The organism is Nocardiopsis exhalans (assembly GCF_024134545.1).
GTDB classification, from domain to species: Bacteria; Actinomycetota; Actinomycetes; order Streptosporangiales; family Streptosporangiaceae; genus Nocardiopsis; species Nocardiopsis exhalans.
The window spans coordinates 4,593,036-4,612,073 of record NZ_CP099837.1 but is presented as its reverse complement, the minus strand read 5'-3'; the positions used below and the strand labels follow the sequence as shown (position 1 = coordinate 4,612,073).

General features: G+C 70.2%; 18 protein-coding genes. 7 read left to right on the top strand and 11 right to left on the bottom strand.

Annotation, left to right across the window (positions count from 1 at the left end):
- Window positions 1-64: 64 nt before the first annotated feature.
- The 4 genes from NE857_RS20325 to NE857_RS20310 all read right to left on the bottom strand — a co-directional run bounded on the left by NE857_RS20325 (window position 65) and on the right by NE857_RS20310 (window position 5,806).
- The gene (locus NE857_RS20325; protein ID WP_254417198.1) at window positions 65-832 is read right to left on the bottom strand and encodes a pyrimidine reductase family protein; all 768 of its coding nucleotides are present in this window, start codon (window positions 830-832) and stop codon (window positions 65-67) included.
- Window positions 833-977: 145 nt separating this feature from the next.
- Window positions 978-3,137, bottom strand: a complete 2,160-nt coding sequence (gene glgX, locus NE857_RS20320) for a glycogen debranching protein GlgX (protein ID WP_254417197.1) — start codon at window positions 3,135-3,137, stop codon at window positions 978-980.
- 195 nt (window positions 3,138-3,332) lie between these two features.
- A complete protein-coding gene (locus NE857_RS20315; protein ID WP_254417196.1) occupies window positions 3,333-4,964 on the bottom strand; it encodes an acyl-CoA dehydrogenase family protein in 1,632 nt (543 codons plus the stop codon).
- 173 nt (window positions 4,965-5,137) lie between these two features.
- On the bottom strand, window positions 5,138-5,806 hold the full coding sequence (locus NE857_RS20310) for a pyridoxine/pyridoxamine 5'-phosphate oxidase (protein WP_254417195.1): 669 nt from the start codon (window positions 5,804-5,806) through the stop codon (window positions 5,138-5,140).
- Between the two features lie 141 nt (window positions 5,807-5,947).
- Here NE857_RS20310 and NE857_RS20305 point away from each other — a divergent pair, with 141 nt between their 5' ends.
- Together NE857_RS20305 and NE857_RS20300 are read left to right on the top strand one after the other, a co-directional pair.
- Window positions 5,948-6,289: a DUF5713 family protein gene (locus tag NE857_RS20305; RefSeq protein WP_301184236.1), complete on the top strand. Its 342-nt coding sequence runs from the start codon at window positions 5,948-5,950 to the stop codon at window positions 6,287-6,289.
- A 146-nt stretch (window positions 6,290-6,435) separates the two neighbouring features.
- Window positions 6,436-7,617 carry an MFS transporter gene (locus tag NE857_RS20300; RefSeq protein ID WP_254417194.1) on the top strand — a complete coding sequence of 394 codons (1,182 nt, stop codon included), beginning with the start codon at window positions 6,436-6,438 and terminating at the stop codon, window positions 7,615-7,617.
- Between the two features lie 87 nt (window positions 7,618-7,704).
- Here the strand turns inward: NE857_RS20300 and NE857_RS20295 are convergent, their stop codons facing one another.
- The 6 genes from NE857_RS20295 to NE857_RS34560 form a co-directional block, all read right to left on the bottom strand.
- Window positions 7,705-8,157: an Hsp20/alpha crystallin family protein gene (locus NE857_RS20295; RefSeq protein ID WP_254422045.1), complete on the bottom strand. Its 453-nt coding sequence runs from the start codon at window positions 8,155-8,157 to the stop codon at window positions 7,705-7,707.
- A gap of 304 nt (window positions 8,158-8,461) precedes the next feature.
- On the bottom strand, window positions 8,462-9,244 hold the full coding sequence (locus NE857_RS20290; RefSeq protein ID WP_254417193.1) for a sirohydrochlorin chelatase: 783 nt from the start codon (window positions 9,242-9,244) through the stop codon (window positions 8,462-8,464).
- Entirely contained in the window at window positions 9,241-9,942 is a 702-nt protein-coding gene (locus NE857_RS20285; protein WP_254417192.1) for a phosphoadenylyl-sulfate reductase, read from the bottom strand. The genes NE857_RS20290 and NE857_RS20285 overlap by 4 nt, the downstream gene beginning before the upstream one ends.
- Window positions 9,939-10,145 (bottom strand): hypothetical protein, encoded by a 207-nt coding sequence (locus NE857_RS20280; RefSeq protein WP_017545529.1) that lies wholly within the window; start codon window positions 10,143-10,145, stop codon window positions 9,939-9,941. Before NE857_RS20280 ends, NE857_RS20285 begins: the two co-directional genes overlap by 4 nt.
- An 83-nt stretch (window positions 10,146-10,228) precedes the next feature.
- A complete protein-coding gene (locus tag NE857_RS20275; protein WP_254417191.1) occupies window positions 10,229-11,926 on the bottom strand; it encodes a nitrite/sulfite reductase in 1,698 nt (565 codons plus the stop codon).
- 189 nt (window positions 11,927-12,115) lie between these two features.
- Window positions 12,116-12,184: a putative leader peptide gene (locus NE857_RS34560; RefSeq protein ID WP_363319952.1), complete on the bottom strand. Its 69-nt coding sequence runs from the start codon at window positions 12,182-12,184 to the stop codon at window positions 12,116-12,118.
- 137 nt (window positions 12,185-12,321) lie between these two features.
- Here NE857_RS34560 and NE857_RS20270 point away from each other — a divergent pair, with 137 nt between their 5' ends.
- The 5 genes from NE857_RS20270 to NE857_RS20250 all read left to right on the top strand — a co-directional run bounded on the left by NE857_RS20270 (window position 12,322) and on the right by NE857_RS20250 (window position 17,668).
- Window positions 12,322-13,323 (top strand): YihY/virulence factor BrkB family protein, encoded by a 1,002-nt coding sequence (locus NE857_RS20270; protein ID WP_254417190.1) that lies wholly within the window; start codon window positions 12,322-12,324, stop codon window positions 13,321-13,323.
- A 112-nt stretch (window positions 13,324-13,435) separates the two neighbouring features.
- Window positions 13,436-14,272: a hypothetical protein gene (locus tag NE857_RS20265; protein ID WP_254417189.1), complete on the top strand. Its 837-nt coding sequence runs from the start codon at window positions 13,436-13,438 to the stop codon at window positions 14,270-14,272.
- Complete coding sequence (locus tag NE857_RS20260) at window positions 14,269-14,682, top strand: hypothetical protein (protein ID WP_254417188.1); 414 nt, start codon at window positions 14,269-14,271, stop codon at window positions 14,680-14,682. The genes NE857_RS20265 and NE857_RS20260 overlap by 4 nt, the downstream gene beginning before the upstream one ends.
- A gap of 760 nt (window positions 14,683-15,442) precedes the next feature.
- Window positions 15,443-16,906 (top strand): hypothetical protein, encoded by a 1,464-nt coding sequence (locus NE857_RS20255; RefSeq protein ID WP_254417187.1) that lies wholly within the window; start codon window positions 15,443-15,445, stop codon window positions 16,904-16,906.
- Window positions 16,907-16,936: 30 nt separating this feature from the next.
- Window positions 16,937-17,668 carry a hypothetical protein gene (locus NE857_RS20250; protein WP_254417186.1) on the top strand — a complete coding sequence of 244 codons (732 nt, stop codon included), beginning with the start codon at window positions 16,937-16,939 and terminating at the stop codon, window positions 17,666-17,668.
- 124 nt (window positions 17,669-17,792) lie between these two features.
- On the opposite strand, the gene NE857_RS20245 is transcribed toward NE857_RS20250, so the two are convergent.
- Entirely contained in the window at window positions 17,793-18,992 is a 1,200-nt protein-coding gene (locus NE857_RS20245) for an MFS transporter (RefSeq protein ID WP_254417185.1), read from the bottom strand.
- Window positions 18,993-19,038 lie beyond the last annotated feature (46 nt).

Below are 19,038 nucleotides of genomic sequence, written 5' to 3'. Positions count from 1 at the left end.
TGGTTCATGCGTCATTGTGGGGTGGCCGAAACCGACCGGTTATGGGCGCTGCCCGTGCGACGCCCTATTCCCTCAGGTAACGCGTGAACAGGTTGCCCTCCGCCTCCAGAAGGTGCGCCATCCGCACGGGTGTGCTCTTGGTCGAGACGTGTTCGGGCGCCCCGGGGGTCCCCGGGCTGCCGGTGACGATCCGGGGCGATCCGGAACCCAACAGGTGCGGACTCACCGTCAGGCACAGCTCGTCCAACAGGCCCGCCCCCACGAACTCGGCCAGCAGGTGCGGCCCTCCCTCGGTCAGCACCCGGTACAGACCTCTCTCGGACAGGGCGTTCACGATGTGCCCGGGGCTGACCGAGACCCCCTCGACCACCACCAGGTCGGCGTGCTCGGCCACGAACGCGCGACGTTCGGCGGGGGAGTCCGCCACGGTGAACACGATGGTGCGCGCCTCCTCGGGCGCCGTGGTGAGCAGTTCGTCGTCGATCTCCAGTGACCGTGAGACCACCGCGATCCGCGGGGTGGTCGGGCGCCCTTCGCGCAGCTTCGCCCACACCTCGCGCGGCCGCACCGGCCGGTAACCCTCCTGCCGGGCGGTGGCCGCGCCGACCACGACGACGTCGCACAGCCCGCGCAGCACGCCCATGACCCTGCGGTCGGGGTCCGAGGACAGGTCGCGGCTGCGTCCCGAGGGGCCGACCGCGCCGCCGTCGGCGCTGGCGACCATGTTGGCGCGCACCCAGGGCCGGTCCGGGGCCAGCGGGTAGGCGTAGGCCTCGGCCAGGTCCACGTCGGTGCGGCCGGGGACGGGAAGGAGTTCGCGGAAGTTCGACATGGTCACCCAGGTTAGGGCGTGTCCCGGGACACCGCGAAGGGCCGGGAACCCCGCGGGTCCCCGGCCCCCTCACGTCGGCTCGGCGCCCTCCCCGAACGCCTCCGCGGTCAGCCCCGTCAGCCGTCAGCCGTCAGCTGCCAGGTCGTCAGCCGTGCCGGTGCGAGACGCGCCGCAGTAGCACCAGGGCGCGGTCGATCACCCGTACCGGGCCGCCCGCCGTCACGAACGGCCGACCTCTCACGTCGGGCTCGGCGGTGTCCAGCACGGTCTCCCAGGCCATGCCGCACTCGGTGCCCGGAAGCTTGAACTCCACCGACTCCGGGCCGCTGTTGAGCAGCAGCACGAAGGAGCTGTCGCGGATGCGGCGCCCGCGCGGATCGGGTTCGGTGATGGCGTCCCCGTTGAGGAACACCCCCAGCGCGCGGTCGCTGCTGTTCCAGTCCTCGCCCTCCATGGACGACCCGTCCCGGCGCAGCCACGAGATGTCGGGCAACCCGTCCGCACCGGACGTGCCCGTGCTTCCCGCCGGGCTCTCCACCGGGCTGCCGTGGAAGAAGCGGCGGCGTCGGAAGACCGGGTGCTCGCGCCGCAGCCGGGCCAGCTCGCGCACGTAGTCCAGAAGGTCGTTGCCGGGGTACTCGCCGGTGAGCCCCGCGCCCTCCCAGTCGATCCAGGCGATCTCGTTGTCCTGGCAGTAGGCGTTGTTGTTGCCGCCCTGGGTGCGCCCGATCTCGTCGCCGTGCGAGAGCATCACCACGCCCTGCGACAGGTACAGGGTGGTGAGGTAGTTGCGGATCTGTCTGCGGCGCAGGGTGAGGATCGCGGGGTCCTCGGTGGGGCCCTCCACCCCGTGGTTCCAGGAGCGGTTGTCGTCGGTGCCGTCCCGGTTGTTCTCGCCGTTGGCCTCGTTGTGCTTGTCGTTGTAGGAGACCAGGTCGGCCATGGTGAAACCGTCGTGGCAGGTGATGAAGTTGATCGAGGCCACCGGGCGGCGCCCGTCGTCCTGGTACAGGTCGCTGGAGCCGGCCAGCCGCGAGGCCAGCTCGCCCTTGACCGGTTCCCCCCGCCAGAAGTCGCGGACGGTGTCGCGGTACTTGCCGTTCCACTCGGTCCACAACGGCGGGAAGTTGCCCACCTGATAGCCGCCCGGGCCCACGTCCCAGGGTTCGGCGATCAGTTTCACCTGGGAGATCACCGGGTCCTGCTGGACGATGTCGAAGAACGTGCTCAGCCGGTCCACGTCGTGGAACTCGCGGGCCAGTGCCGAGGCGAGGTCGAAGCGGAACCCGTCCACGTGCATCTCCAGGACCCAGTACCGCAGCGAGTCCATGATGAGCTGCAACGAGTGCGGGTGGCGCACGTTCAGGCTGTTGCCGCAGCCGGTGTAGTCGAGGTAGTAGCGCTGGTCCTCGTCGCTGACCCGGTAGTAGCCGAGGTTGTCGATGCCCCGCCAGGACAGGGTGGGACCCATGTGGTCGCCCTCGGCGGTGTGGTTGTAGACCACGTCGAGGAGTACCTCGATGCCCGCCTCGTGCAGCGACTTCACCATCGCCTTGAACTCCTGCACCTGCTGGCCGCGCGAGCCGAGTGCGGCGTACCCGCTGTGCGGGGCGAGGAAGGCCAGGGTGTTGTACCCCCAGTAGTTGGTCAGCCCGCGCGCCACCATCGCGTGTTCGGGCACGAAGTGGTGCACCGGCATCAGTTCGACCGCGGTCACCCCCAGGGAGGTGAGGTAGTCGATCATCGCCGGGTGGGCCAGCCCCGAGTAGGTGCCTCTCTGGTGTTCGGGGATCTCCGGGTGGCGCATGGTCAGCCCGCGCACGTGGGTCTCGTAGATCACCGTCTGCGAGTAGGGCGTGCGGGGACGGGACTCGTTTCCCCAGTCGAAGAACGGGCTGACCACCACGCACTTGGGCACGTACTTCGCGCTGTCGGCCGTGTTCTTGCGGTCCGGGTCGGCGAAGTGGTAGCTGAACAGCGACTCGTGCCAGGTGAGGTTGCCGTTGAGCGCCTTCGCGTAGGGGTCGGTGAGTAGTTTGTTCGGATTGCAGCGCAAGCCGTGCTCGGGAGCGTAGGGCCCGTGCACGCGGTACCCGTACTGCTGCCCCGGGCCGATCCCGGGCAGGTAACCGTGCCAGACGAAACCGTCGTATTCGGTCAGGGGTATTCGGGTCTCCTCGCCGTCGTCGTCGAACAGGCACAGGTCCACCTGTTCGGCCGCCTCCGAGAAGAGGGAGAAATTGGTGCCGGACCCGTCGTAGGTCGCACCGAGCGGATAGGAACTACCTGGCCAGACTTCCACCATAGGCGTCGTCAGTCTCTTGGTGTCGGGGCCCAGGAGGGCGTTTTTGTTGGTGACGACTTCTTTCTTCCGCTTCGGTGGCGGAAGTATGCCGAACTGGGCCGATGATCATTCATCGGCCCAGTTTTCAGGGGTTTTTGATGCTGTTATCACCAGAGTTGCGGATGTTGTTGTGATGTGGTGCGCAAAAGGATGATTTCAACCGCGCGGTCGGGCCCGGTCCAGGATCAGACCGGTGTCCACGCCCCTGGGCAGCGTTCCGAACACGTGGCCCCACTCCCCGCCCAGCCGCGAGGCGGTGAAGGCCTCGGCCACCGGGGTCGGCGCGTGGCGCAGCAGCACCGACGCCTGGAGGGCGAGCGCCATCAGCTCCACCACCGACCGCGCCCGGTACTGGATCTCGTCCAGGTCGCCCAGGGCCTGCCCCAACCGCTTCAGCGCGGCGTCGTAGTGGTCGTCGGAGCCCGCCGCGGTGTTCAGCTCGCCCATGAAGGCCTCCACCGACTCCGGCGACTTCGCCATCGCCCGCAGCACATCCAGTGCCGCCACGTTTCCCGAGCCCTCCCAGATGGAGTTGAGCGGGGAGTCCCGGAACAGCCGGGGCATACCCGACTCCTCCACGTACCCGTTGCCGCCCAGGCACTCCAGCGCCTCGGCGGCGTGCACCGGCTGGCGCTTGGTCACCCAGAACTTGCCCACGGCCACGCCCAGGCGCCGGAAGGCGGCCTCGCCCTCGTCGCCGCGCACCGAACGGTCCACCGCACCCGCCAACCGCGTCATGAGCGCAGTGGCGGCCTCCGACTCCAGTGCGAGGTCGGCCAGGACGTTGCGCATCAGCGGCTGCTCCACGAGCGGCTTGCCGAACGCGCTGCGCGACCCGGCGTGGTTGAGCGCGTGCACCACGGCGGCGCGCATCCCCGCCGAGGAGCCGATCACGCAGTCCAGACGGGTGCTGTTGACCATCTCGATGATGGTGGGCACACCCCGGCCCGGCTCACCGACCAGGTGCGCGACGGCGCCGTCGTACTCCAGTTCCCCGGAGGCGTTGGACTTGTTGCCGAGCTTGTCCTTGAGCCGCTGGATGTAGAGCCGGTTGCGGCTGCCGTCGGGCAGGACCCGAGGCACCAGGAAGCAGGTCAGGCCCTCGGGCGCCTGCGCCAGGGTCAGGAAGACGTCGCTCATCGGGGCGGAGGTGAACCACTTGTGCCCGGTGAGCAGGTAGTGGCCCTCGCTGGTGGGCGCGGCGCGCGTGGTGTTGGCGCGTACGTCCGAACCGCCCTGCTTCTCGGTCATCGACATGCCCGCGATCAGCCCGCGCTTGGTCAGCGGCGGACGCAGCCCGAAGTCGTAGGTGCGCGCGGTCAGCAGTGGCTCGTACTGTTCGGCCAGGGCGGGGGAGTGGCGCAGTGCGGGGACCGAGGCGTAGGTCATCGAGATCGGACAGCCGTGGCCGCTCTCGGCCTGCGACCACAGGAAGAACTTGGCCGCGCGGGCCACGTGGGCGCCCTCGCGCCCGTCGGCCCAGGGAGCGGCGTGCAGTCCGTGCTCCACCGCCTGGTCCATGAGCACGTGGTAGGCGGGCTGGAAGTCGATCTCGTCGACACGGTGGCCGTAGCGGTCGTGGGTGCGCAGGACCGGGGGGTAGGTGTTGGCGGACTCACCCCAGGCGCGCACCCGCTCCGAGCCCGCGGCGTCGCCGATCTCGCGCACGTCGGCCTCGGCCCAGCCCGCTCCCTCGCGGCGCAGGCCCTCCAACAGGGCGGGGTCGTCGGCGGCGCTGTAGTCACCGAGCGGGGTGGCCTGGTTGAACACCTCGTGTGTGGCGGGCATACCGGCTCCGTTCCTGGGTCGGGGGCGTTGGTTGGAGGCCTGGTCGGGTGGCTGGTGGGTGCGGGAATCCTACCCCCGCCCCGCAAACCGAACAGAACCAGGTTCGGTAATGCCGACGCGAGAGCCAACTGTCGCTTAACGCCTGTTCAGGGCCGCAAGGGCCAGGGCCCGAGTCAGGGCCACAGGAGTTCGCGCCCCCAGGGCGCGGCGGTGTCCTCGCGGCGGTAGCGCAGCCGGGTGTGCCGCCGGTCGGGGTCGGCCTGCCAGAACTCGATCTCGGTCGGCGCCAGTCGGTACAGGCCCCAGTTGTCGGGCACCAGGTCCGGCTCGGCCTCCAACCGGGCGCGGCTCTCCTCGGCCGTGGAGTGGATGCTCTCCAGGCTGTCCAGCGGCTGGCTCTGCCGCCCGTGCAACCCGGCCACCCGCCCCTCCAGCGGGCGCGCGGTGAAGTCGGCGGCGCGCTCCTCGGGCCCGGCCAGCTCGACCGGTCCCCGCAGCCGCACCTGGCGGCCCTGCGGACCCCAGAAGAACAGCAGTGCCGCCTGCGGGTTCACCGCGAGCTCCAGACCCTTCAGCGACGTCGTGGTGGTCGCGAACCACCAGCCCTGGGGGGTGAGGTCTTTAAGGATGAGGATGCGCGCCGAGGGCGTACCGTCGGCGTCCGCCGTCGCCACCGTCATCGCGTGCGGCTCGTGTACCCCGGCCTCGATCGCCTCGCCCAGCCACTCCACGAACAGGCCCACCGGGTCCTGCGGAGCCTTGGCCGGGTCGAACTCACCGATCGGCCCCGCGAACACCCGCAGCCCCCGCAGCATGTCCCGGATCCCGCCCTGCTCGGTCATCACGCGCTCCCTGCCGTGTCGCTGTCAGTACCCCGAACCTACCGACCGCGTTCTCCGGCGCCCTGGCTCGGGACAGCCCGAATGTCTTCACCACACACCAGGATGGTCCCGAACAGCACCCCCGCGCTTTCGAGGAGCCCCGTGCCCGACTCCGCCGCCCGACTGGACGAGAGCACCCTGCTCTCCGACATGTCCGCCGACCCGTACTTCCCCGACCACCTCGTGGCCAAGGGCAAGGAGATCCTGCTGCGGCTGAGCGCGCGCATCGAGTCCGAGCGCCCCGCCGACCTCCCCGCGCTGTACGTGCTCACCCACGCGGCCACCGAAGAGTTCAACGCCCTGGAGGGGGAGTTCGAGGCCGCGGGCAGCGAGATCGAGACCGTGGCCCGGGACGACATCGGCGGGGCCTTCTGGATCGTGGCCACCGCCCACGGGTTCGCCGACGCCGACCACGAGGAGCTCATCGGCACCCGTGAGTGGTGACACCACCGGACCCGCCGCGAGCCCGTGACCCGCCCTCCCGGTACGATGCCCGATGCCGGAACACCCCCCGCGAGTCAGTGATCCCGTCACCGGATGACCCTCCTGGCCATGGGGACTTCGGCGGGGAAACGGTGCGAAGGGGAGCGATGACGGACGCGGAACCGGCCGCACGCGCGCGGTGGCTCTGGGCGCTGTTGGGCAGTGTGGTCCTGACCCACACCGCACTCAACCTCATCCGGCCGCTCATCTCCTACCGCACCATCGCGGTGGGCGGCGACGCCGTCGAGGTCGGCCTGGTCACCGCCGCCTACGCCCTGCTGCCCCTGGCCATCGCGGTGGCCCTGGGCCGCTTCACCGACCGCGCGGCGCGCATCGCCTGGCTCGCCGGGCTGGGTTCGGTCGTCCTGGCCGTCGGGAGCCTGGTCCTGGCCGCCTCCGGGGGACTGCTCGCCCTGGCCCTGGCCAGCACCGTCGTGGGCGTGGGCCACCTCTTGTGCATGGTCGCGGCGCAGGCCCTCATCGCCCGGTACTCCCGCCCCGAACACCTGGACCGCGACTTCGGCTGGTTCACCGCCGCCGCTTCCCTGGGCCAGCTCGCCGGACCACTGATCTCCGGCGCGGTCCTCGCCGACGCCTCGGGCCCGGCTCTGCTCTCGGCCACATCCACCGCGCTGCTCGTCGCCGGGGTGATCGCGGCCCTGGGGGCCCTGCCCCTGCTGCCGCTGGCCCGTCTGCGACCGCCACGGCGCACCGCCGAGCAGAAGGCGGCGCCCCCGGTACCCACCCGGGACCTGCTGCGCCGCCCACGGATGCCCTCGGCCCTGCTCACCAGCCTGGCGCTGCTGACCGCGGTGGACATCCTCACCGCCTACCTGCCGCTCATCGCCGAGAACCGCGGTATCTCCCCGATGCTCGTCGGTGTCCTGCTGAGCCTGCGCGCCGGAGCCTCCCTGCTCTCCCGGCTGACTCTGCCGTGGATGCTGCGCCGCTGGTCCCGCAGATCGCTGATCATCACCAGCACCGCGGTGGCCGCGGCCGCGCTCACCCTGGTGGCGCTGCCCCTGGGTGGTTTCACGTCCCTGGCGGCGGTCCTGGTCGTGGGCGGCTTCCTCCTGGGCCTGGGCCAGCCCCTGACGATGGCCCAGGTGACCACCCTGGCCCCCGAGGGCGCCCGGGGCGCGGCCCTGGCCCTGCGGATCTGGGGCAATCGGCTGGGACAGGTCGCCGTCCCGGCTGCCGCAGCCGGAGTCGCAGGAGCGGTGGGCGCTCCGGGCGCGCTGCTGTTCTCCGCGGCGGTTCTGCTCACCGCCGCCGTCACCACCGGCTGACCCCTCTTCGGCCGTTCCGGGACGCGCGACCGGCTCCAGGGACATGAAGAAGGGCGCCCCGCGTGGGGCGCCCTCGAAGGTGACGGGTCAGGACCTGATCGCGCTCTTCTCCTGGCCGGGGATGACGGTTCGGTCCTGGTCAGGGGTGCTGTGGTCGACCGTGATCTTGCGGGCCCTGGACTGCTCCGCCACGGGGATGCGCAGAGTGAGGACCCCGTCGGCGTAGTTGGCTCGGATCCGCTCGGTGTCCAGGGTGTCGCCGAGGAACACCTGTCGGGTGAAGGACCCGGTCTGGCGCTCGTTGACCAGCAGCTCCAGGTCCTCCTTCCGCAGTTCCGCGCGCTCGGCCCGAACCGTCAGCACGTTGCGCTCGACCTCCAGGTCGATGCTCTCGCGGTTGACGCCGGGCAGATCGAAGTGGATCACGAACTCCTCGCCGTCGCGGTAGGCGTCCATCGCCACCGCGGTCGGGCGGCTGTTCTCCATCAGCCGCTGGGCGATCCGGTCGAATTCACGGAAGTGGTCGTTGCGCATCAACATCACTGTCGTCACCTCCACCTGTCTACTTCAGAGCCAATGACTTGATGCGAGTACGCTCAATTTTATTGCCCCTCATTCGTGTGGTCAAGCCGATCCTCAACAGTGCCCGGGAGTGACAGCTGGTGCCGTCTGGTGCCCTCGGCCCGGACAGTCGGATCGTGTGCGCGCTCCGGAACAGCGTGGTCATCTGACCCCCCAATCCCCGATGGACAGGAGGCCTTCGCTGGGTCTCCGGGCCCGGACACAGGAAGAGACGGTCCCGGGGGAGGGACCGCCTCTTCCTGTTCTGCCGTTCGGTCGTCCGCTACACCGCGGCGTGCCGGGCCGCGACCGCCGCGTCGTAGCGCTCCAGCACCACCCGTGCGAGCTCGGGTACGTCCCCGAGCGCGTCGGCGACCACCGAGGCACCCGCGGCCGTCGACTGGTCGCGCACCCGGTCGGAGAAGAACCCGGGCGCCAGCAGGTAACCGCTGACCGCCACCCGGGCGTGGCCGCGCTCCAGCAGGGACCGCACCGCCTCGCCGGGGGGCGGCTCGGCAGCCGAGGCGTAGGCTGCCACGACCTCACCCCACGGGCTCCGCTCGGCCAGCTGGCGGGCCATCGACTCGATCACCGCGTTGGCCTCGGCGTCACTGGACCCCGCCGACACCAGCACCAGCGCGGTTCCGGGTTCGGCGTGCGCTCCGGCCTCGGTCAGGCGCCGCTCCACCGCGTCCAACAGCAGCGGGTGCGGGCCCAGGGTGTCTGCGTAGTGCACCCGCAGCCACGGGCTGCGCTCACGGGCCCCGGTGAGCACCGCGGGCAGATCCACCTTGCTGTGGAAGGCCGCGGTCAGCAGCGTCGGCAGCACCACGACCTCACCGGCGCCGCCCGCGGCCAGCTCTTCCAGGGCGTCCTCGGCGCTGGGCGCCACGTGGTCCAGGTAGGACAGCCGCACGTCCAGCTCAGGGCGCAGCGAGCGCACCCGCTCGAAGACCGCCGAGACCGCCTCGGCCGACCTTGGGTCTCGGCTTCCGTGAGCCACCGCGAGCAGGGGAACCGACGGACGTCCCCTCGGCGCTCGCCCGCCCGCATTCACGGCGCTCATGTGTGAATTCCGCACTCGGTCTTGCCGCTGCCCGCCCAACGGCCGCTGCGGGGGTCCTCGCCCGGCGCCACCCGGCGGGTGCACGGCTCGCAGCCGATCGAGGGGTAGCCGTCGTACTGGAGCGGGTTCACGATCACGCCGTTCTCGGTCATGTAGGTGTCCACCTCCTGCTGGGTCCACCGGGCGATCGGGTTGATCTTGGTCATCTGACGTCGCCGGTCCCACTGCACGATCGGGGTGTCGCGGCGGGTCACCGAGTCCTCGCGGCGCAGCCCGGTCAGCCACGCCGAGTACGGCTCCAGCGCCCGCTGGAGGGGCTCCACCTTGCGCAGGTGGCAGCAGATGCCGGGGTCGCGGCCGTGCAGCCGCGGGCCCAGGGCCAGGTCCTGCTCGGCCACGGTCCGCTTGGGCTCCACGGTGATCAGGTTGATGTCGTAAACGGAGGCCACGGCGTCGCGGGTGCCGATGGTCTCGGGGAAGTGGTAGCCGGTGTCCAGGAAGATCACGTCGATCCCCGGAGCGGTCTTCGAGGCCAGATCCACCATGAGCGCGTCCGCCATGGAGGAGGTCATGCACAGTTCGGAACCGAAGGTCTCGGCCGCCCAGGCGATGATCTCCTGGGCCGAGGCCTCCTCCAGCTCCAAGGCGGCCCGCTCGGCCAGCTCGGGGCCGCCGGTCTGGGTGATCGTGGCGTTCATTCGTTGCCTTCCGTCGGTCTGGAGGGGGCGCCGCCCGCGGAGAACGAGGCGGAGCGCAGGCCCACGTACTTGACCCGGAAGACCCGGGCACAGGACAGGCAGGCCCAGGGGTAGCCCTCACCCTTGACGGCGGCGCCCTCCTCGGGCATCAGGTCCTCGTCGCCGCAGTAGGGGCAGTAGTAAGGCGCGGCCCTCTCGGACATGGCGCACCTCTTCCTTCCGGTAGGGGCCCGGCCCCCGTGGCGCCGGGGGCCGGGCGGACTTCACAGGCCCGAGGGTCGGGTCGTCACTTCAGGTCGGCGTCGTCGGCGCGGCCGACCCAGGCGGCGAAGTTCTCGCCTTCCTCACGCTGCTCCTGGAAGCGCAGGAGCACCCGCTCGACGTAGTCCGGCAGATCGTCGGCGGTGGTCTTGAGCCCGCGGATCTTCTTGCCGAAGGCCTGGGTCAGACCCATCCCGCCGCCCAGGTGGATCTGGTAGCCCTCCACCTGTTCGCCCTGCTCGTTCATGACCAGCTGGCCCTTGAGGCCGATGTCGGCGACCTGGATGCGCGCGCAGGAGTTCGGGCAGCCGTTGACGTTGATGGTCACCGGTTCCTCGAAGTCGGGGAGGCGCTTCTCCAGCTCGTCGATGAGGGTGGCGGCCCGGCCCTTGGTCTCCACGATCGCCAGCTTGCAGAACTCGATGCCGGTGCAGGCCATCGTCTGGCGGCGGAAGACACTCGGGTTGACCTGGAAGTCCTCGGATTCCAGCGCCGCGGTGATCGACGGGACCCGGTCCTCCTCGATGTCGAGGATGACCAGCTTCTGGTCGGCGGTGGTGCGGATGCGGTCCGAACCGTGCTCCTCGGCGATCTCGGCGATCCGCAGCAGGGAGGTGCCCGAGACGCGGCCCACCTTGGGCGCGAAGCCGACGTAGAACTTCCCGTCCCGCTGGCGGTGCACGCCCACGTGGTCGCGGCGCACCCCCGGGTCCAGCTCCGGAGCGGGGCCGTCGGGCAGTGCGTAGCCGAGGTACTTCTCCTCGAGGACCTCGCGGAACTTCTCCGGACCCCACTCCTTGATCAGGAACTTGATCCGGGCGCGGGTACGCAGCCGGCGGAAGCCGTAGTCGCGGAAGATCGAGCAGACCCCGGCCCATACCTCGCTCACCTGGTCGGGGCGCACGAACGTGCCCAGACGCTTGGCGAACATCGGGTTGGTGGACAGACCGCCGCCCACGAACAGGTCGTACCCGGCCTCACCGGCCTCGTTGTGCACACCTACGAAGGCAACGTCGTTGATCTCGTGGTTGACGCAGTGCACGGAGCAGCCGGACATCGACGACTTGAACTTGCGCGGCAGGTTCGAGTAGAGCGGGCTGCCGATGTGCTCCTCGTAGACCTGCTCGATCTGCGCGGTGGGGTCCAGGACCTCCTGCTCGGCGACCCCGGCCAGTGGGCAGCCCAGGATCACGCGCGGGGTGTCACCACAGGCCTCCATGGTGGACAGCCCCACCGACTCCAGCTTGTCCCAGATCGCGGGCACGTCCTCGACCCGGATCCAGTGGTACTGCACGTTCTGCCGGTCGGTGATGTCGGCGGTGTCGCGCCCGTAGTCACGCGATATCTCCGCGACGGCGCGCAGCTGGGCGGCCGAGAGCTGGCCGCCGTCGATGCGCACGCGCAGCATGAAGTAGCGGTCGTCGAGCTCCTCGGGCTCCAGCACGGCGGTCTTGCCGCCGTCGATGCCCGGGGCGCGCTGGGTGTAGAGGCCGAACCAGCGGAAGCGCCCGCGGAGGTCGGCGGGGTCGATCGAGTCGAACCCGGCCTTCGAGTAGACGTTGACGATCCGATCGCGGACGTTGAGCCCGTCGTCGTTCTTCTTGTTCTCCTCGTTCTTGTTCAGCGGCTCACGGTAGCCGAGGGCCCATTGGCCCTCGCCACGGCGTCGCCGTGGCTTGGCTGCCGTCGCGGCCTTGCCGGGCTGCGCGGAAGAGGGAGGCATCGCGGGTGTCTCCGATGGGGTCGCGGGGTGCTCACGGTCCCGGCGCCCGCACCGCTGGCCCGTACGCACCGCACGTCGTCGTGGCTGGTGATACGGGTGAATTCCGCGTGTGTGGGAGATTCGAAGAGGGGGAGCGCCGGGGCCGCGCGCACCCCTGTGTCACGGGTGCGTCATAAAGGCGGCGAGGAGTTATCCGACGCTGCAACAGATGGCGCTGCTGACCCGAAGAAAGTCCACGTGGCGGCGCACGCGGAGCATGGGGTCAAGAACAGCGGTCATGTTTCGAGAATGGCACGGGGATCCGGTCCTTGTCCAGGTGTGCCCATCCAGGCGAGATGTGAGTCACGTCATGCTCGGCGCGTGCCGGCCGCTCACGAGACCGATAACGTTCTCCTGTGGTGGGTTTCTGGGAGGGCCTGTGGCGAATGTGCGACGGCTGGCTCCGTCGTCATCCCGTTTTCCACAACGGGATGCTCCTCGTGCTGCGCACCACCAGGGCGTTCTCCCGTGACCGGGTGATCGGGCTGGCCGCCGAATCGGCCTTCTTCGCCCTCATCTCCCTGCCCGCCCTGCTGCTCTGCCTCCTGGGCGCCCTGGGGCCGCTGGCCATGGTGTTCGGCGAGGAGCTCGTGGTGGAGATCCGCGAGTGGATGCTGGACCTGGCGGCGCGCGTGCTCACCCCCGCCACGGTCGAGAGCGTGGTGGAGCCGCTGGTGGACGACTTCCTCGGCGGCGTGCCGGGCGGGGTCCTGTCGGTGACCTTCCTGGTGTCCCTGTGGTCGGGTTCGCGGGCGATGAACGTCTTCATCCGCTCCATCACCATCTCCTACGGCCTGGACGAGCTGCGCACCTGGCTGGGCCAGCGGGTGCTGGCCTTCTTCGCCTACCTCGGCGGGTTGCTGTTCGCGGTCCTGGTACTGCCGGTGCTGGTGGCCGGGCCCAACATCATCCACGAACTCCTGCCGCTCACGGTGGGCCGCCTCAACCTCTTCTACTGGCCGATCGTGGGCCTGCTGGTGATCGCGGCGGTCACGCTGCTCTACGCGCTCAGCATCCCGGTGCGCACCCCGCTCTGGCGCCATCTGCCCGGCGCCGTGCTGGCCACCCTGGTGCTCCTGGCCGGCTCGGCGGGGCTGCGCGCCTACCTGGACGCCTCCTTCGGCCAGGTCACCATCTACGGGTCCTTGGCCGCGCCGATCGCCATCCTGGCCTGGCTGTACGTCATGGCGATCGCCGTGCTGGCGGGTTCGTCCCTCAACTCCGAGATCGACGCCATGTGGCCCACCGTGCGCACCGCGGCGGCCCGCGCCGAACTCGCCAACCGCCGTTTCGAACGCGCCGACCGGATCGCCCAGCGCCGCGAGCAGGCGGTCATCGAAACCCTCAACGGCCGCTGACCGCAAACGGCCAGAGTCCCTGCCGTGTCGGTTTCGTCGGTATTTTTGCGATGTCCGGCGGGAAGCCGCGAACCCGCAGCTCCGAGTCCGGACCGCCCCCTGAAAGGCCCCCGTGCGCTCCCCCTCCGGGCCCCCGATCCACCCGCCGACACTCCTCGGCGCCTGCTCCGTGACGGCCGCCTGCCTCGGCACGCTGCTGCTGGTCACCCTCACCGCGGGCCACCCTTTGCTCGGAGGGTTCCCCTATGCCTTCCTCGGCCTGGCCCTCACCACCCTGAGCACCGTCTACCTCGCGGCCCTGCCCCGCCGCCCGGGCCCGCCTCCGCCTGCCCCCGCGCACACCGGGCGCCTGCTCTGGATGTCCTGGCTGCTCGCGGCGGTGGTCCTGCTGGGGGTCGCCACCGAGCTGCGTTCCACACCACGGCTGTGGCCGCTCCTGCTGCTACCCCTGGCCGGGCTGTTCCTCGCTTACTTGGCCACCCGAGCCCACCACCACCCGGCCCCGGTCGAGCCCCGGCGCTACCCGCCGAGCGCTTCCCAGAACTTCGGCACGGCCGCTCTGACGATCACCGTCCTGGGCCAGATGTTCCTCTATTTCCTCCACACCGTGCACCCGCTCCAGGCCCGCCCCGGTTATGCCCTGATCCTCCTCTTCCTGGTGGGCATGCTGGTGGCCCTCGTGCTCCAAGCAGCCGAGCCAGTACTTCCCCCGCGCTTCAGCGGATCCTCGAAACCTCCGATGGTCACCAGCGTCTTCATGTGGCTGGCCTGGCTGATGGTCCCGCTCTCGGCCATACCCAGCACAGTGACCCTGATCGAACCCCGACAGGCCGCGTCGTTGTGGCCCTTCACCCTGTTCCCGGCGGCGGCCCTGCTCTTCGCCGTCCTGAGTACCCGCGCCCACCGTCAGGAACGCGCCCGACAGCGCCAGGAAGAGGCAGCCCGATGAGATCCTCCTTCACACTGGCCGTGTACGCCCAGTTCGGGACGATCGCCGTCATGCCGACGGCTCTCGGGCAGCTCTGGCTTCCCTCGGCCGGTCTCTTCGCCTTCCTGATCCTCTACGCGATCGGCCACGTCTTCGAGCACGGGTGGAACCAGCCCCCTGAGGTCACGAGGAGCAGGCCCCGAGCGGTCTGGGTGATCCTGGGCGTGTGGGTGATGTACCCGCTGTTCTTCGCTATGGCGGTCGGGAGCTCGATCGCGTACGGGACCTGGGGCCCGGCGCCTGTCCTCGTGGTGTGCCTGGGGTCCTACGTGCTGTCCTTCATCTTCCGTGTCCGGGAGAACCGCGCCATCGCGCTTGTGCCACGACCCCGCCCCCAGCAGCACTCCGACTCGCCGGAGGCCTACCGATGAGACTTTCGTACGGGTTGATCACCGGGGTCTTGGTGTCCCTTCTGGTGTCCCTCTACGTCGCTTTCTGGGACGTGCCCTTCTGGGCGGTGCACTTCATCGGCTTCGTTCTTGGCTACCTGTGCCTGCTTCTTGCGCGGTCGGCGCAACTGGTCTCACCGGCCGAGGCGGCACGGGAGTACGGGGCCGCGCCGGGTTCGGGCGCTTCTCACGGTGCGGATCGCCGCACTCGTCGACGTCTGGTTGGCGCCGGGGGAGGAAGCGCACGTCGTCCTGCGCTTCGGGACCAGTGCCTTCGCGGCAGTCTGGGTTCAGGGCCTCAGGCTCTCCGTAGAGGCGGCGGGCGGTCATCACCAGTACCCGGGGAGGGGTGTGAGGGGGTGTGGTTTGGGGCTCCCGAAAGTACTTGTGGCCGGATCCGGCCATTTTGGGCGTGAACCAGGTCGCATTCTGGAGTGTCCATACCGACGTCTGCGTATCGAGCTGGGCGCCTTCCGCGGCCCGGTTTTGGAATCGCAGCAGGTCAGCGGAGGTGGGGTGAGAAGTCGAGTGGAAGCGGCACGACCGGTGTCCGAATCCTTGGTGAAGGTACGGAGTGAACATCCTCTGGGACGGTCAGTATCATCACGTGCAGCATTGACTACTCGTGTGCCGTTACCCCCTGCTTGGTCACCCCGCCCGAGCCGCGAACGACCGTCACCGCTGATCTTCCCCTGCAGTCGTACACGAACAGGTTCACGTTCCCCATGCCTTCGGAGGCACCATGAGCCGGGCGTCCCGTCCGGGGCACTCCCGGCCCACCGCAGTCATCGTCATCGCGCCCGATGAGAGCAGCGCCGAGATCGTCATCGAGGGGCACCGCCAGGTCGTGTCCGGGCTCGCGCCCCACGAGACCAGACGTGCGGCCCTGGACGTGGCCACCGGTTACGCCGCCCACATCGGGCAGCCGGTGCTCGTCGACGCCCGCGACGCCAACGGCTACTGGCGCCTGATCGCGACCCCGGACGGGGTCGTGCAGCCCGCGGAGCCCACCGCCCCCGCGCAGCCGCGACCGCAGCCTCCGGTCCCGGGGCAGGTGCCCGCTCCGCAGAGCCAGGTGAAGGGGAAGAAGAGCGGCAGGCTCCTGGTGGTGGGTGGCGCCATCGCGCTTGTCGTGCTGCTCCTCGTCGGAGCTGGTCTGGCGATCCCGCGGATCCTTCCGGGCTCTTCGGACGCCGCGGAGGAGGGAGAGGCCGACGAGAACGCCATCCCGCTGGAATACCCGGCCCCGCCGGGGTTCGAACCGGTGGTGGAGCTGAGCGAGGAACTCGCCCCGGACACCCAGCCCGCGGTCAGCCGTGACGGCTCGGTCGTGGTCTACGTCGACCCCGAGGAACGCCTCAACCTGATCGATGCCGACGGTTCACGCCTGTGGTCGGTGGACCTGCCCTTCGACGCGGCCGCCGGGCTCGGCGCGCCCCGCTTCGTGGACTACGGCGGCGAGAGCACCATCGTGATGGAGACCGCCGACACCCTGTGGTTCTGGCCCGAGTCGGGCGGCACGGCCACCAATGTCGAACTCCCCGAGTCCGGCTCCGCCCGGTACGCGGGCGACTCGGTCCTGGTCCGCGACGACGATGCCGCCTACCTGGTCATCGACGGTGAGCTCGAGGAGATCGAGGCCCCCGGCAGCTCGGTGCCGATGCTCGCGGCGGATGACCGAGCCCTCACCGCCGTCGTCAGCGGCCCGTGGAACTGGATCAGTCCCGGCGAAGAGGATCCTGAGGTGGTCCACGCCGAGCGCCCCAGCGAGGCCGGCGAGATGGAGGCCGTGCTCACCGCCCTGCGCGAGTACGTCATCGTCCGTTGGGAGCCGCTCCAGGGCGATGGTTCGATCCTGGCCTTCCACGACCGTGAGGACGGTTCGGTGCTCGGCTCCGCTGCGATCGAAGAGGACGCGCTGGAGGACGTGAGCCACCTCTCCGCGCCGATCGGCTTGGACCTGGTGGTCTACGGCCCGGTGCTGTTCGACCCTCATTCCGGTGAGACCGCCGTCGTCCCGGGCTTCACGCCCGAGATCTCGGTCGGCGACCAGGTCTTCGGTGAACTGGACGGGAACCGGGTGGCGCTGGACACCTCCGGCGAGCCCTCCGAGGTTCCCGAGGACGCAGAGACTCCGCGCGGCCTTCTCGGCGACCGCGCGGTGGTGGTGCATGACGGCCACCTGTATGCCATCCCCCCTGAGTAGAGATCTACACAAGAGAAAGAAAGGAGTGGGATGTCCCCCAACAAGCGGGTACTCACCGTCACCGCGGCCAGCCTTCTCATGGCAGGCTTCTCGGTTGCTCCGGCCTTCGCAGCCGAGACCCCGGACGGGACCGTCCCCGAGACCACCCCCGAGGTGTTCGAGGAGACGGCCCAGGCTCCGGAGATCGAACTGGTTCCGGTCGTGGAGAGCGTCGTCGAGGACGTCGTCTCCATCCTGCCGCTGGACCTGCCGCCGGACCAGGGCGAGAGCCCCGCGCCGGTGGAACCGGACCCGGTGGACCCGGGCCCGGTGGACCCGGATCCCGGTGAGGGCGAGAACCCCGGCCCGGTGGACCCGGACCCGACGGACCCGGTGGACCCGGACCCGACGGACCCGGTGGACCCGGACCCGACGGACCCGGTGGACCCGGACCCGACGGACCCGGTGGACCCGGGCCCCACGGATCCGGTGGACCCGACGGACCCGGACGCTGGCACCAACCCGGGTGATGACACCCAGGCCCCCGGTGACAGCGCCCCCGGCACCACCCCCGGTTCCTCCGCCCCCGGTTCCTCCTCCGCCCCCGGTTCCTCCACGCCGAGCGCTCCGGCGCCGACCACGGGGAACACCGCGGGTTCCAGCGAGAACCTCGCTGCGACCGGTGTCGACATGTCGGGCTTCGTGCTCGGCGGCGCCATCGTGACCGGTATCGGCGCTCTGGCCCTGTGGGCCGGCAGCCGTCGTCCGGGCATGGCTGAGTAACACCGCGTCCGGTCCCCACTCCCGTGGGGCTGACGTGTGGAGGGGCCCCGTCCACCAGACGAATCTGGCGGGCGGGGCCCCTTCGTCGTCCGTCCCCAGGTCTCGGCCCCCGCGTCCTTCTCCGTCAGGTTCGCGGCCGCAGAGCCGAGGCGAGGAGGAAGGCCGCCACCCCCGCGCCCGCGATCGCCCACAGCGCGCTGCCGAGGGTCACCGAGTCGGCGAGGAAGCCCACCATCGGCGGGAAGGCCAGGAACCCGGCCCGACCCAGCCAGCCCACCACCGTCACCCCGTCCCCGGTGCGCACCCCGGGGACGTTCCCGGCGGCGGCCAGGGTGAGCGGGAACAGCGTGGACACACCCAGGCCCATTACTCCGAAGCCGATGATCGTGGTCGCCGGGTGCGGCAGGAGCAGAGCGAAGGCCAGCCCGCCCGCGGCCAGCAGACCGCATGCGTGCCCCACCGTAGCGGCGCCGAACCGGTCGGTCACCCGGTCCCCGAACAGTCGGCCGACGGTCATCATCGCCTGGCAGGCCACGAACGGCATCGCGGCCAGGAACAGCGGCGCGCCCAGTTCGCCGGTCATGTACACCGCGCCCCAGGACGCCGCGGAGTCCTCGATGCCCCCGGCCATCATGAGCAGCGCACCCAGCATCAGGAGTAGGACGAATCCCTTGGCGGGGATGCGCGAGCGGCTGCCGTCGTGGCCGTTGACCCCGTCCTCGCGCTCGCTGTTCTCGGGGCCGGGCAGCAGCATGCGGCTCACGGTGAGGTTGACGGCCACCAGCAGAACCGTCACCCCGCCCAGGTGCCACAGGATGGGTACCCCGGCCCCGGCCATCGCCGCGCCGAGCAGTCCGCCGCAGACCGCGGCCAGGCTCCACACCGCGTGGAAGGTGTTGATGATGCTGCGCCGGTAGCGCCGCTGCACGCGCAGACCGTGGGAGTTCTGCGCCGAGTCGGTCCAGGCGTCCGCGGAGCCCAGCACGAACAGCGCTCCGGCGAGCATCCACCAGTTCTGCGCCAACGCGATGAAGGGGAGCGCGCCCAAGGAGAGCAGGCTGGTCCCCACCGCGGTTCTCCCGCTGCCGAACCAGTGGATCAGCGGACCGGCGAGCATCCCGGTCAGGATCGCCCCGAAGGGCATCGCGGCGATCGCCAGCCCCAGCTCCGCGTTGGTCAGGCCCAGGCTGTTCTTGATCACGGGCAGCCAGGGCACAGCGTTCGTGTAGGTGAAACCGTTGACGAAGAACAGGGTGGAGACCGCGATCCTGGCGCGCCTGGCCTCGCGAGGGGGTGCGGTGTATGTGTCGGTCGGCGCGTTCACGGTCGGCTCCCGGAGTCGTTTCGATGCGTGCGGATGTTATCGGGCC

Excerpts from the sequence above, each read along its gene's own strand:
- NE857_RS20255 (WP_254417187.1), top strand. The coding sequence starts at position 15,443 with ATGAGCCGGGCGTCCCGTCCGGGGCACTCCCGGCCCACCGCAGTCATC.
- NE857_RS20275 (WP_254417191.1), bottom strand. The coding sequence starts at position 11,926 with ATGCCTCCCTCTTCCGCGCAGCCCGGCAAGGCCGCGACGGCAGCCAAG.
- NE857_RS20310 (WP_254417195.1), bottom strand. The coding sequence starts at position 5,806 with ATGACCGAGCAGGGCGGGATCCGGGACATGCTGCGGGGGCTGCGGGTG.
- NE857_RS20325 (WP_254417198.1), bottom strand. The coding sequence starts at position 832 with ATGTCGAACTTCCGCGAACTCCTTCCCGTCCCCGGCCGCACCGACGTG.
- NE857_RS20250 (WP_254417186.1), top strand. The coding sequence starts at position 16,937 with ATGTCCCCCAACAAGCGGGTACTCACCGTCACCGCGGCCAGCCTTCTC.
- NE857_RS20315 (WP_254417196.1), bottom strand. The coding sequence starts at position 4,964 with ATGCCCGCCACACACGAGGTGTTCAACCAGGCCACCCCGCTCGGTGAC.
- NE857_RS20295 (WP_254422045.1), bottom strand. The coding sequence starts at position 8,157 with ATGTTGATGCGCAACGACCACTTCCGTGAATTCGACCGGATCGCCCAG.
- NE857_RS20260 (WP_254417188.1), top strand. The coding sequence starts at position 14,269 with ATGAGATCCTCCTTCACACTGGCCGTGTACGCCCAGTTCGGGACGATC.
- NE857_RS20280 (WP_017545529.1), bottom strand. The coding sequence starts at position 10,145 with ATGTCCGAGAGGGCCGCGCCTTACTACTGCCCCTACTGCGGCGACGAG.
- glgX (WP_254417197.1), bottom strand. The coding sequence starts at position 3,137 with ATGGTGGAAGTCTGGCCAGGTAGTTCCTATCCGCTCGGTGCGACCTAC.
- NE857_RS20285 (WP_254417192.1), bottom strand. The coding sequence starts at position 9,942 with ATGAACGCCACGATCACCCAGACCGGCGGCCCCGAGCTGGCCGAGCGG.
- NE857_RS20290 (WP_254417193.1), bottom strand. The coding sequence starts at position 9,244 with ATGAGCGCCGTGAATGCGGGCGGGCGAGCGCCGAGGGGACGTCCGTCG.
- NE857_RS20300 (WP_254417194.1), top strand. The coding sequence starts at position 6,436 with ATGACGGACGCGGAACCGGCCGCACGCGCGCGGTGGCTCTGGGCGCTG.